Origin of the sequence: Paraburkholderia sp. IW21 (assembly GCF_041321145.1) — a bacterium.
GTDB lineage: Bacteria > Pseudomonadota > Gammaproteobacteria > Burkholderiales > Burkholderiaceae > Paraburkholderia.
On the sequence record NZ_JBGGWA010000010.1, the window covers coordinates 78,098 to 90,342 of the forward strand.

The following is a 12,245-nucleotide window of genomic DNA, read 5'->3' on the forward strand; positions in this document are numbered from 1 at the left end:
CAGACACAGGATTGCTTACGTCAATCCGTAAGGGAAACCCGCCTCGTGCGGGTTTTTTTTCGTAATTTAATTTCCAGCTCGGGGAGCTTTAGGTTTTTCTAAAGTTGACGTATACAAACGTAGTAGTAGTTAACAAGCATTGCATCTGGCTGTGGACAACTGAATAATTCCCTGCAAAGTCAAAGCGCTACGTAAACTATAACTGGGCTGATCGGAGGTGTATCGGCGCCGGTAAACGAGGACAACTTCGGTAGGGGCGAGGCGGCAACGGGCTTATCAAGAATCCACGCACACGCCATCCCCTGTGTTTTCCCATGGTTATCCACAGATCGTGTTGAATAACTTAGCTGTACGATTCGCCGCTCTCGCATAGAATGTCGGTTTCGCCGCTTTGGCTTGCAGGGCGGTAAATTTTTGAGATAGTAGTTTCCGTCTCGTCTACTTTGGACGAGGCTACCCCACACAGGCTACGGGCTTGGTCGGCAAGCGGTTCGCCGGCATCGCACGCAGGCTGTAAATAAACCAATCGAAGATTATGAGCGAAGGCGTATACGGAGAAAAGGCGACCGGGCGAGTGACCCACAGCCTATTGCGATTGAGCACGGCGATGCGAAGCCAGGCTTGGGAGTGGGCGGAGGGAGCGGGTCTCACGCCGACTCAGGGCGAAATTCTCGTCTTGTTGATGCAGCGCAAAGGCCCGATGCGTCTTGGCGAAATTGCCCGCGAAACGGCTCTGACCGCCGCGACCACCAGCGATGCCGTGAGCACGCTCGAAACCAAAGGCCTGGTCGAAAAGCGCCGCGCCCTCGACGACGGTCGCGCGCTTGCCGTCCGTCTGACGGCACGTGGCCGCACCGCCGCCAAGCGCGCTGCGCAATGGCCGGACTTCCTGGGTAAAGCGGTCGGGACGCTGCGTGAAGAAGAGCAGGCGCTGTTCTATCGCACGCTGCTCAAGACCATCCATCAGCTGGAAGCGCAAGGCACCATTCCGCCGCACCGCATGTGCCTCAGTTGCACGCACTTCGAGCCAAGCAAGAATCCGAAGAAGACGCCGCATCACTGCGCGCTGCTCGATATGAATATGTCGGACACGGATCTGCGTCTCGATTGCTCGGTGCATGAGACGGCGGACGTCTCCACCCAAAAGAAGACCTGGAAGATCTTCGCCCAGTAAGGCGGCGTCTCCCCGGACAATCCGCTACACTGCCAAGCTGTTTTCCGGAAGGCGGCCGTTGCCGCCTTCCGGACGGTTCGCGCCGCGTAGCGGCAAGTCTTTAGTCAACCTGAAGGTGGAACAGGCTGATGAATCGCGAAGTTCTGGCCATTCGCCACGTGCACTTCGAGGATCTGGGCAGTCTTGAACGGGTGCTTGGCGAGCGTGGTCGCCCGGTGCGCTATCTCGATGTCGGCTTCGCCCGTATCGAGGCGCCGGACCCGGTTGCCGCATCGCTGATGGTCGTGCTTGGCGGCCCGATCAGCGCAACCGACGACGCGCTTTACCCGACGCTCGTGCCGTTGCTGTCCATGATCGAAAAGCGCATTGCAGCCGGTTTGCCGACGCTCGGCATCTGCCTCGGCGCTCAGCTGATCGCGCGTGCGCTCGGTGCGCGCGTCTATCCCGCGGGCCATACTGAGCTCGGCTGGACACCCCTCACGCTTACCGACGCCGGCCGTGCTTCGCCGGTGCGTCATCTGGATGGTGCGCACACCTCCATGCTGCATTGGCACGGCGACACCTTCGACCTGCCCGATAGCGCCACCCGTCTCGCCTCGACACCCGCCTGCGAAAACCAGGCGTTCGCCTGGGGCGGTCACGTGTTGGGCCTGCAATGCCACCCGGAGATTCGCGCCGACCGTTTCGAACCCTGGCTGATCGGCAATGCCGGTGAGCTTGCCGGCCACGGCATCGATGCACGCCGGTTGCGGGCCGAGACCGCGCAGTTCGGTCCGGCGATGGAAACCGCAGCACGCCGCATGTTCAACGAGTGGCTTGATCAATTCGAGCCGAAGCCCTGAGCCGCCCGCGCCTGCAGTAAATCACCCGCGGTGCTATGCTCGACCGCTCTCGGGTTTCTACTGGGCGTAATCCATGAGCGCGCTTTTTTCTCCGCTCACGCTGCGTAGCGTGACGCTTCCCAATCGTATCGTTGTATCCCCGATGTGCCAGTATTCCGCCGAACGTGGCGAGGCTACGCCGTGGCACATGATCCATCTCGGCAGTCTCGCATTATCCGGCGCCGGCATGTTGTGCATCGAGGCGACTTCCGTCGAACCGGATGGCCGTATCACACCGGGCGATCTCGGACTGTGGGACGACGCCACTGAAGCCGCACTGGAGCCGGTGCTGGCTGCAATTCGCAAGCATTCTCACATTCGTGTCGCGATGCAGTTGGCGCACGCCGGACGCAAGGCGTCGAGCCACGCGCCTTGGGAGGGCGGCCAGCTGATTCCGGTGTCGCAAGGCGGCTGGCTGCCGCATGCGCCTTCGGCGTTGCCGCACAAAGCGGGCGAAGAGCCGCCTTTGGCGCTCGATACGCCGGCACTGAACCGGATTCGCGAAGCCTTCGCGGCCTCCGCGCGCCGTGCCGCACGCCTCGGCATCGACGCACTCGAAGTGCACGCGGCGCACGGCTACCTGCTGCATCAGTTCCTGTCGCCGATCGCCAATCAACGCAGCGACGATTACGGCGGTTCGCTCGAAAACCGCATGCGCTTCCCGCTCGAAATCTTCGACATCGTGCGCGCTGCGTTTCCCGCCGACAAACCGGTTGGCGTGCGTGTCTCGGCGACCGACTGGGTCGAAGGCGGCTGGATGCTGGAAGACACGATCGCGTTCGCGCAGGAGTTGAAAAAGCGCGGCTGCGACTGGATCGACGTGTCATCCGGCGGTGTCTCGCCGTTGCAGAAGATTCCGCTTGAACCCGGCTATCAGATTCCGTTCGCCAAGGCGGTGAAACACGCAACGGGCCTCGTCACCATTGGCGTGGGGCTGATTACCGATCCGTTGCACGCCGAGCAACTCATCGAAGCAGGGGACGCCGATCTGATCGCGCTGGCCCGTGCGTTGCTCTATAACCCGCGTTGGCCGTGGCACGCCGCGGCGCAACTGGGCGCAACGGTCGAAGCGCCGCCGCAGTACTGGCGTTCGCAACCACGCGAGCAAAAAGCGCTGTTCGGCGATATTTCGTTCGGACAACGTTGAACCCGCCAGTGCGCCGTGCGCGCGCACGTCTTTTTGACGGTTGAAGGAAGCCGTCTTGAGCGTGTAGGATGCCGGTTGTGGCGCACGAGCGTCGCAGGTCGACGCGGCGCTCGCAAGGCGCCGCGTTTGCTATCCGCGTCAGAAAAAGTAGCGCGTTAGACGCGGGCATTTCTGACGGCTGCCGGAACTTCACCCCCAGTTCTTCACAAGGATTCATTCAATGAGTTCACGCAGGATCGCCGTGCGCCGTTCGGGTGTGCACGGCAAAGGCGTGTTTGCCATCGAGCCGATCGCGGCCGGCGAGCGGCTGATCGAATACAAGGGTGAGCGGATCTCCTGGAAAGAAGCGCTGCGCCGTCATCCGCATAATCCAGACGAGCCGAATCACACGTTCTATTTCGCGCTCGACAGCGGCAAGGTGATCGACGGCAAAGTGGACGGCAACAGTGCGCGCTGGATCAACCATTCATGCGCGCCGAACTGTGAAGCCGAGGAGATCGACGGTCACGTCTACGTGCACGCGCTGCGCGACATTGCCGAGGGCGAGGAGGTCTTTTACGACTACGGCCTCGTCATCGACGCGCGCCAGACCAAGAAGCTCAAGAAGGAATACGAATGCCGTTGCGGCGCGCGCAAGTGCCGCGGCACGATGCTGGCGCCCCCGGAGAAAGAGAAAGGCGCGGCCAAGTCCGAGAAGTCGGCCAAGGCGGTGAAGAAGGCGAAGACGTCGGCGAAAAAAGAGAAGAAGAAATGAATGCGGGCTGCCTGAGTTGCACGTAAGCGAACGCAAGGCAGCCCGTTGATCATCAATATCGTCACATATCGATCGGCGCCGAGTGCGCCGATTTTTTTGCCGGGCGCCGTGTTTCGGGATCGATGTCGTGCAGAACACTGGCCGGCACAAGCGGAATGCGCACGATAAAGCGCGCTCCGCCTTCCGGCGCGTCTTCGTAATGCACGCTGCCGTGATGCAGCACCATGATGTCGTGAACGATCGCGAGACCGAGCCCGGCACCGCTATCCACGCCGGCGTCGCTCTGACCATCGCCGCGAAAGAATCGTTTGAAGAGGTCGGCTTGCTGTGTGAACGGCACGCCCGGCCCGTTGTCTTCGACCACGATCTCGGCCATCCGCAGGTCGCCGATCACCGTCTGCGAAACCGTCACCGTGATGCGGCCCCCGTCGAAGCGCGAGGGCGGCACGTACTTGAGCGCGTTATCCAGCAGATTGGCGATCACTTCGTGCAGTAGCACCGGATTGCCGCGCGCCATCAGCGGGTGATCGTTGGCTGGATCATCGAGGCGCTGGAAGCCGAGGTCGACGTGGAACGTCAAAGCCCGGGGTACCCATTCCGCGCCCGTATCGAAAGCGAGTGCGGCCATATCGACACTGACGAAGCGTGCGGCCTGTTCGCCCGGCTCGGCGCGCGCAAGCGAAAGCAACTGATTCGACAGCCGCACGGCGCGATCGGCCGCGGCGCGCAGTTCACGGACCGCGGCAAGCGTTTTCTGCGGATCGCGCGCAACGGCTGCCTGTTCCGCATGCAGCTTGACGGCGGTGAGCGGCGTGCGCAGCTGGTGGGCGGCGTCCGCGATAAATTTGCGCTGGCCGTCGAGCGCGGTTTTCAGGCGATCGAGCAGCGCGTTCAACGCGCCGGTGAGCGGCCGGATTTCAACCGGCACATAGGTTTCATCCACAGGCTCGAGCGACGTGTGGGTCTGCCGGTTCAGCGAGTCCGCGAGATCGGTCAGCGGATTGAGTTGTTGATTGACGACGCGCCATACGATCACCCAGCCGGCCAATAGGAGCAACAGCAGCGGCATCATGATCGCGACCAGAAACTCGGCGGCGATGCGGAAACGGTGATGCACCGGCTGACCCACTTCGACGACGATCGGATTGCCGCTCGGCTGATCGACGCGCACCTGCGCCACGCGCACCGTCACCCCTTCGTGTTGCGTTTCGAATACGTACGCATAATGCATACGCCGCACGCTGGTGCCCTGCAGCGGCAGATTGTGGTCGCCGGCGATTTCGGTTTCGCCGTTGCTGATCCGATAGACGAGTTGTTCCACCGGATCCGAGAACATGGCCTGCGCGAGCGGGGGCACCGTGACGCGCGCATCCGGGCCGGCAATCTGGATCTGTTTGGAGATCGCGGTGGCGAGGTCGGCGAGCGAGCGGTCGACCACATGCTGCGTGTACTCCCACGCCAGCCAGTAAGCGATCAGGCCGCTCATCAGTGCGAGCAGCGAAAGGGGAGCAGCGAGGCGCCGCAGCAGCGTGCGGCGCAGACTATTGGCGGCCGGCTGGGGCATGATCGAACGCGCGGGAAAGAGGCAACGGCTAAAAGCGCCGAAAATTCGCCGGATGCCGGCGAACTGCGCACCGAGTGCGCGGCGCCGGCCCGGCGCCGTCAGGCCGCAATACGGATTGCGGCCTTCACGACGATTATGCGGCCTGGCGGATTTCCTGCAACAGGTAACCGAAGCCACGCACCGTGACGATTTCGACGCGGCAGCTTTCGAGCTTTTTGCGCACCCGGTGCACGTAGACTTCGATCGCGGTGTCGCCGAGATCGCCGCCGAAATGCGTCAGATGGTCTTGCAGCTGGGCCTTGCTGACCACCCGGCCATGGCGCAGCAGCAGCATTTCGAGCACTGCGAATTCACGCGGCGACAGTTCGAGCGGCTTGTCGTCGTTGAAAATGCGGCGATCGACGCCCGACAGGCGCACACCGCCCAGCGACACTTCCGGACGCGGCATATCGCCGTGGGGGCCGCTGCGGCGCATCACAGCGCGGATGCGCGCTTCGAGTTCGGTGGGTTCGAACGGCTTCAGCATGTAGTCGTCCGCGCCGGAATTCAGGCCTTGCACGCGGTCGTTCAACTCGTCGCGCGCGGTGAGGATGATCACCGGCGTGTGACGATTGCTCTGACGGAAGCGCGCAAGGAGCGTCATGCCGTCGATGCCGGGCAGCCCCAGATCGAGGATCACCAGTTCATGGCGGTTTTGGGTGAGGGCCTGTTCGGCGAAAATGCCGTCGTGGACCATGTCGACGGTGAAGCCGGCTTGTTCGAGACTGCTTTGGATGCCGCGTGCGATGGGGCGGTCATCTTCGATCAGAAGGAGTCGCATGGATTTCGCTCAAGTACAATGGGTTTAGGCGTCTGGGCAAGCGGTTCGCCGGGGCGCCTGCTGCACAGGCAGCGTGCGGCGTGGCCATGCCGAACTGGCATGAAGCGGTCACGAAGCAGCCATCGAGCAGCCATGAAGTAGCCGTAAAGCGGCCACCGAGCGATCACGAAGTCATGTCCGATATAACGATTCACGAACTGGAAGCCGCGATCAACTTCTGGCGCGCCCGCTCACCTTCGAGCGGCGACGAACTCGTTCTGTGCAAGGAGGCAAGCGCGCTCTCCAAGCCGTATGCGCTGATGATTGTACAGCGTCAGCACACCCTGGCACCGGATCGATTAGACGGGATTGCCCGGCAAGCGTGGGATTCTTACGTTCGCCTTAATAATAGCCTGTAGAACTGAAGGTTTGAACGCCGGGTTGCCTGCAATGCCCTTTCATTGCCGGTGAATTATCGATGAGCGGCGGCCAAACGCACCTGCTCGCTTGTATTAAGCAGTAATACTATTAATAAATCGAGCCAGTTTGATGTCGCGTTCGGTCAAGCCGTTTGCTTCGTGCGTCGACAGCGTGATCTCCACCTTGTTGTACACGTTGAACCATTCCGGGTGGTGATCCATCTCCTGTGCCTTGATCGCCACGCGCGTCATGAAGCCGAACGCTTCGTTGAAGTCGGTGAATTTGAAGTGGCGCTGGATCGCGTCGCGGCCCGCCACGGCTTGCCAGTCGCGCAGTTCCGCAACCTGCGTGGCGCGTTCTTCGGAAGTCAGTTTGTTAATCATGATGCTACCTCGTTGATCTGAACAGGCGCGCCGGTGGGCGTGCGCATCCGCTATTTTTTCACGGATGTCCTAAGCCTGCTGTCGGCCTGTTCAGGCTATGTTGTCAGATATCGCCGTCGGCGTGCCAGCCTTCGCGCGAGCCGCGCGTGATGACCCGATCGCGCTCGAGTACGTCGCCTGCCGCGAACGCCGGCTCGGCGGCCAGCTTTGTCAGCAGCGGCGCGAAGTCGGTTTGCGCGACGCCGAACAATTGCGCGAAGTCGTCGATTACGAAGTAGGTTTTCTGGAACGTGTCGATGCGGTAGCGCGTGCGCATCACGCGTTCGAGGTCGAAGCCGAGCCGGTTCGGCGCCGCGCTTTGCTGGCTGTAGAGCGTTTCGCCTTTGCTCGACACGATGCCCGCGCCGTAGATCTTGACGCCGTTGGGGCTCGTGGCGTCGCGGATCAGGCCGAACTCGACGGTGTACCAATAGAGCCGCGCGAGTAGCGGCAGGGCGCCGACATTATCGGCGGCGAGCGCGGCGCGGCCGTACGCGTGCATGTAGTCCGCGAACACCGGATTGATCAGGAGCGGCACGTGGCCGAACAGATCGTGAAAACAATCCGGCTCCTGCAGATAATCGAGCTGGTCCGGGCGACGCATCCACCATGTCACGGGAAAGCGGCGGTTCGCCAGGTGCTCGAAGAACACCTGATCGGGCACGAGTCCGGGTACGGCGACGATTTGCCAGCCGGTTGCAGGCGTGAGCTTCGCGTTGATTTCGTCGAATGAGGGCACGCGGCCGGCCGGCATGCCGATGCATTCGACACCCGCCAGAAACTCGTCGCATACGCGGCCTTTGAGCAGCGCGCTCTGGCGTGCGTAAAGCTGTTGCCATACCGCGTGGTCGACCGCGCCGTATCGTTCGGTCGGCTGGTCGATGGTGAAATCGGCGCGGGTTTCGAGACCGGCGTCGAATTGCTCTTTGAGTTTGGCGGTATTGGCGATGGACATCAGGTTGCGCTCGACGGTGACTGCGGGTTGAAACGGTAATGCAAGTGTAGAGCGGCAAGCATGCGGAAAGGGCGCAATGACGGCACCATGAGGTGTTGATATGCAATAATCGTGCATCTAACACGGATTTAATGCGGATATCAATCATGCTGGAACTCGATCACTTCGATCTCGCGCTGCTGGACGTGCTACAGCGCTTTGGCCGGGCAACGCATCAGCAATTGGCTGAGCAGGTGCCGCTGTCACCGTCGCAGATCGGGCGGCGCTTGCAGCGGCTGGAGCAGGTGGGGGTGGTGGACGGTTATCGCGTCGTGCTGCGGCCGGAAAAGCTCGGGCTTGGCGTGACGGCCTTCACAAGTTTGAAGTTGAAGCACCACGGCGACTCGATCATCGAGCAATTTCAGCAACAGATCGAGGTGCTGCCCGAAGTACTCGAATGTCACGCGGTGGTCGGCGACGCCGACTATCTGTTGCGCATCGTGGCGCCCGATTTGAACTATCTTTCGACGTTCGTGATGAAGAAGTTGATGCGCGTGCCGGGCGTGGATAGCGTGCGCTCGAATATCGTGTTGACCACGTTCAAGCGCAACGGTCCGTTGCCGCTGGGCCATCTGTCGCCGGGCGCCCCCGCCGCTTGAAGCGGCGGCGGCTTTTGAGTCTTTAGGGTCGGTTGCGACCCCGTCGACGTCCTCGCGACCCGCGGTACTGGTGTGTTACGCCGCTTGCTTCGGTTCGCTGTCCGGGCTCAGCAAATCGACGTAGGCCACCGCGACCAGATCCGATTCCGGCACGCCGAGGGACTGGAACATCGCGTGTGCTTCGGCGTGGCCGCCTTCTTCGTCGTCATCCTGAGCCAGCACGACTTCGAGTTCGACGAAGTCGCCGAGTCCGTCCACCCGATCCAGATGGATCCGCGTACGCCCTGTCAGGTACACGTGACGTTCCTTCGTCACGATGCCGCGCGTGGTCAGCGCGGTGGCAAGCAGCGCATGCATCGCTTCGGGGTTGGTCACCGGGCTGCGTGTGTAATACGACGCCTTCGGGCCGTCGCGGTCGTCGCGTTGATAGAAGATCAGTTCGGCCGGCGTGCCGTCGTCGAACTGGCGCAGCTTCAGGCGGCCGCGCGGCACGTCGTAGAAAAAGTCCTGCTGGCGGAAGATCAGCGGCGCGTCCGGCGCGAGTTGCGCAGCGCGTTCGCGCAGTTGCTCGAAATGCTGGGCGCGAGCTTTGATTTCAATGTTGCGTGCCATGTCAGGCTCCTGTCGAAGGATGGAGTGGTCGGCGGCTTCCGGTGTTGCCGGGGCGAAGCTGCCGGGAAGGGCAAAGTCAAACGGAACAGAACATGCTGCGGGGCCGGCGCGTCAGCGCGAACCCCCAATCTAACAAAAAGCGCGTGACGGTGTGGTTTCACAGCGGAAGAAGGAGCCGTCATCAGCGTGGCTCATATCGCCCACTGCTGCTCGATCAGCTTCAACGCGGCGGCAATCGCCGGTTCGTCCTTCCGCTCCGCCAGCGTGATAAAGCTGAGCTGGGTCGGCACCGTGACGCCTTCGACGATGGTCAACGCGTGCGCATGGGCTTCGGCGATCGCGGTGGCGTCGCGCGCGAGCGTGAGACCGACGCCTGATTTGACCAGATCGAGCATCGACGGCTCCTGATCCACTTCCGCCACCTTAACCGGGTTTACGCCAGCTTCGGCGAAGCAGCGCGACAACAATCTATTGTGCGCGGACTCGGGCGGCGTCCAGATCCACGGCAATGCGGCGAGCGAGCGCCAGTCGCGCGCGCCTTTGACCCGATCTTTCCAGCCCGCCGGTGCCAGCACGCGGTACTGGAAGTGCGTGAGCGTGACGGCGTGAAAGGCGGCGCCGTCGCGCGGATCGTCTTCGGACGGCTGGCCGATGTAGTAACCGACGTCCAGTTCACCCGCGCGAACCTGCTCCAGCACCCAGCCCGACATGCCGTGGCGCAAGGCCGTTTCGATGTGCGGCCAGGTTTCCACCAGTTGCTTGAGAAAGCCGCCGAGGCGCAAAAAAGCCGGGTCGAGAATCGTGCCGATCCGTAATCGTCCGCGTACTTCGTGACGCAGTGCCGCCGCCGCGCGCTGCACGTCGCTGGCTGCCCCGAGCGCGCGTTCGGCGTGGGGCAGCAGGGCCTGACCGTCGCGCGTGAGCGAAAGCCCGTGCGAGGCCCGCGTGAACAGCGTGACCCCGAGCGTCTCCTGCAAATGCTTGATTTGCAAGCTAACGGCGGGTTGGGTCAAATGAAGTTGCACCGCAGCACGCGTGAGATTGCCCTCGCGTGCGACGGTGACGAATGCCCGTAGCAGAGTCAGATCCATATCCTGATATTAGCGCGGCTTATAGCGCAGTTGAGCATTACTCATTGGATTTGTCGTCCGGAAGCGCCGTACGCTTGCGTTCATCACGCCAATTGCAGTGGGCGGAAGACTTTCACAGGATGAGGACCAAAAGATGAGCGAGACCTATCAGGACGAGACCGTCCGGAGCGAGACGAGCGCCCGCGCGCTGACCCATTTCATCAACGGCAAGTCTGTGGACGGCACGAGCGGCCGCTTCGGCGAGGTCTTCAATCCCGCGCTTGGCAGCGTGAGCGCGCGCGCGCCGCTGGCGAGCGGCGCGGAGGTGGATACGGCGGTCGCTGCCGCGAAGGCTGCGTTTCCCGCATGGAGCGAAACCGCGCCGATCAAGCGGGCGCGCGTGCTGTTCAAGTTCAAGGAATTGCTTGACCGTCACCACGCCGAGTTGGCGGAGTTGATCACGCGGGAGCACGGCAAGGTGTTTTCGGATGCGAAGGGCGAGGTGATGCGCGGCATCGAGGTCGTCGAGTTCGCGTGCGGCATTCCTAATCTGCTGAAGACAGACTTCACCGATCAGATCGGCGGTGGCATCGACAACTGGAATTTGCGTCAGCCGTTGGGTGTGGTCGCCGGCATTACGCCGTTCAATTTCCCGATGATGGTGCCGTGCTGGATGTTTCCTGTGGCGATCGCATGCGGCAACACGTTCGTGCTGAAGCCGTCAGAACGTGATCCGTCGGTCTCGAACCGACTTGCCGAATTGTTGACGGAAGCCGGGTTGCCGGACGGCGTGTTCAATGTCGTGCATGGCGACAAGGTGGCGGTCGATGCATTGCTTGCGCATCCGGACGTAAGCGCATTGTCGTTTGTCGGTTCGACACCGATTGCCGAATACATTTATACGGAAGGCACGAAGCGCGGCAAGCGCGTGCAGGCTTTGGGCGGAGCGAAGAATCACCTTGTGGTGATGCCGGATGCCGACCTCGACCAGGCTGTCGATGCGCTGATCGGTGCGGCGTACGGTTCGGCTGGCGAGCGGTGCATGGCGATTTCGGTGGCTGTCGCGGTGGGGCATATCGCCGATGAATTGATCGAGCGACTGACGCCGCGCGTGAAGAGTCTGAAGATTCTCAACGGCATGGAGTCGGAAGCGGAGATGGGGCCGTTGGTGACGGCGGCGCATCGGGAGAAAGTTGCTGGGTATATTGATGCCGGCGTTGCGGCTGGTGCGAAGCTGGTTGTCGATGGACGTGGCCATCAGGTGGCCGGGCATGAGAAGGGGTTCTTTCTTGGCGGCACCTTGTTCGATGATGTCTCGACCGATATGAAGATCTATCGCGAAGAGATCTTTGGTCCGGTTCTGTGTGTTGTGCGGGTGCCTGATTTTGCTTCTGCTGTTGAACTGATTAACGCTAACGAGTTTGCTAATGGCGTGGCGTTGTTTACCTCCGATGGCGGTGTGGCTCGGGCTTTTTCCCGGCAGATCGAGATTGGGATGGTTGGGATCAATGTGCCTATTCCTGTGCCTATGGCATGGCATTCTTTTGGTGGGTGGAAGAAGTCGCTGTTTGGTGATCATCATGCCTACGGCGAAGAGGGTGTTCGGTTTTATACGAGGTATAAGAGCATCATGCAGAGGTGGCCAGGTAGTATTGCCAAGGGGGCTGAGTTCACTATGCCGGTGGCTAAGTAGGGGGTGCTTTTTGTTTTTTGCCTTTTGCGGCGGCATTAGGTGGTGCCTTTTCTTGTTTTGTTTGTGGTCTATTAGCGTTCCCCCTGTGCGGGGGGGCACCTACTTTTCTTTGCCGC

General features: G+C 61.6%; 13 protein-coding genes. 7 read left to right on the forward strand and 6 right to left on the reverse strand.

The window, feature by feature from the left end:
- Nucleotides 1-535: 535 nt before the first annotated feature.
- The 4 genes from ACAX43_RS22905 (at nt 536) to ACAX43_RS22920 (ending at nt 3,956) form a co-directional block, all read left to right on the forward strand.
- Complete coding sequence (locus ACAX43_RS22905; protein ID WP_370710698.1) at nt 536-1,174, forward strand: MarR family winged helix-turn-helix transcriptional regulator; 639 nt, start codon at nt 536-538, stop codon at nt 1,172-1,174.
- Between the two features lie 128 nt (nt 1,175-1,302).
- Nucleotides 1,303-2,016: a glutamine amidotransferase gene (locus ACAX43_RS22910; RefSeq protein ID WP_370710699.1), complete on the forward strand. Its 714-nt coding sequence runs from the start codon at nt 1,303-1,305 to the stop codon at nt 2,014-2,016.
- Nucleotides 2,017-2,089: 73 nt separating this feature from the next.
- Nucleotides 2,090-3,202, forward strand: a complete 1,113-nt coding sequence (locus ACAX43_RS22915) for an NADH:flavin oxidoreductase/NADH oxidase (RefSeq protein WP_370710700.1) — start codon at nt 2,090-2,092, stop codon at nt 3,200-3,202.
- 220 nt (nt 3,203-3,422) lie between these two features.
- Nucleotides 3,423-3,956 (forward strand): SET domain-containing protein, encoded by a 534-nt coding sequence (locus ACAX43_RS22920; protein WP_370710701.1) that lies wholly within the window; start codon nt 3,423-3,425, stop codon nt 3,954-3,956.
- A gap of 61 nt (nt 3,957-4,017) precedes the next feature.
- Here ACAX43_RS22920 and ACAX43_RS22925 read toward each other — a convergent pair whose 3' ends face one another.
- Together ACAX43_RS22925 and ACAX43_RS22930 are read right to left on the reverse strand one after the other, a co-directional pair.
- Nucleotides 4,018-5,520 (reverse strand): sensor histidine kinase N-terminal domain-containing protein, encoded by a 1,503-nt coding sequence (locus tag ACAX43_RS22925; protein ID WP_370710702.1) that lies wholly within the window; start codon nt 5,518-5,520, stop codon nt 4,018-4,020.
- Nucleotides 5,521-5,653: 133 nt separating this feature from the next.
- The gene (locus tag ACAX43_RS22930; RefSeq protein WP_006050820.1) at nt 5,654-6,340 is read right to left on the reverse strand and encodes a response regulator transcription factor; all 687 of its coding nucleotides are present in this window, start codon (nt 6,338-6,340) and stop codon (nt 5,654-5,656) included.
- Nucleotides 6,341-6,513: 173 nt separating this feature from the next.
- On the opposite strand from ACAX43_RS22930, the gene ACAX43_RS22935 reads away from it, so the two are divergent.
- Complete coding sequence (locus ACAX43_RS22935; RefSeq protein WP_370710893.1) at nt 6,514-6,738, forward strand: DUF3717 domain-containing protein; 225 nt, start codon at nt 6,514-6,516, stop codon at nt 6,736-6,738.
- A gap of 93 nt (nt 6,739-6,831) precedes the next feature.
- On the opposite strand, the gene ACAX43_RS22940 is transcribed toward ACAX43_RS22935, so the two are convergent.
- Both ACAX43_RS22940 and phhA read right to left on the reverse strand, forming a co-directional pair.
- Entirely contained in the window at nt 6,832-7,176 is a 345-nt protein-coding gene (locus ACAX43_RS22940; protein ID WP_370710894.1) for a 4a-hydroxytetrahydrobiopterin dehydratase, read from the reverse strand.
- A gap of 49 nt (nt 7,177-7,225) precedes the next feature.
- Nucleotides 7,226-8,116 carry a phenylalanine 4-monooxygenase gene (phhA, locus tag ACAX43_RS22945; RefSeq protein WP_370710703.1) on the reverse strand — a complete coding sequence of 297 codons (891 nt, stop codon included), beginning with the start codon at nt 8,114-8,116 and terminating at the stop codon, nt 7,226-7,228.
- Nucleotides 8,117-8,262: 146 nt separating this feature from the next.
- On the opposite strand from phhA, the gene ACAX43_RS22950 reads away from it, so the two are divergent.
- The gene (locus tag ACAX43_RS22950) at nt 8,263-8,754 is read left to right on the forward strand and encodes an Lrp/AsnC family transcriptional regulator (RefSeq protein ID WP_370710704.1); all 492 of its coding nucleotides are present in this window, start codon (nt 8,263-8,265) and stop codon (nt 8,752-8,754) included.
- Between the two features lie 75 nt (nt 8,755-8,829).
- Here ACAX43_RS22950 and ACAX43_RS22955 read toward each other — a convergent pair whose 3' ends face one another.
- Both ACAX43_RS22955 and ACAX43_RS22960 read right to left on the reverse strand, forming a co-directional pair.
- On the reverse strand, nt 8,830-9,366 hold the full coding sequence (locus ACAX43_RS22955) for a class IV adenylate cyclase (protein ID WP_370710705.1): 537 nt from the start codon (nt 9,364-9,366) through the stop codon (nt 8,830-8,832).
- A 191-nt stretch (nt 9,367-9,557) separates the two neighbouring features.
- On the reverse strand, nt 9,558-10,457 hold the full coding sequence (locus tag ACAX43_RS22960; protein WP_370710706.1) for a LysR family transcriptional regulator: 900 nt from the start codon (nt 10,455-10,457) through the stop codon (nt 9,558-9,560).
- Nucleotides 10,458-10,590: 133 nt separating this feature from the next.
- On the opposite strand from ACAX43_RS22960, the gene ACAX43_RS22965 reads away from it, so the two are divergent.
- Nucleotides 10,591-12,129: a CoA-acylating methylmalonate-semialdehyde dehydrogenase gene (locus ACAX43_RS22965; RefSeq protein ID WP_370710707.1), complete on the forward strand. Its 1,539-nt coding sequence runs from the start codon at nt 10,591-10,593 to the stop codon at nt 12,127-12,129.
- Nucleotides 12,130-12,245: the final 116 nt, after the last annotated feature.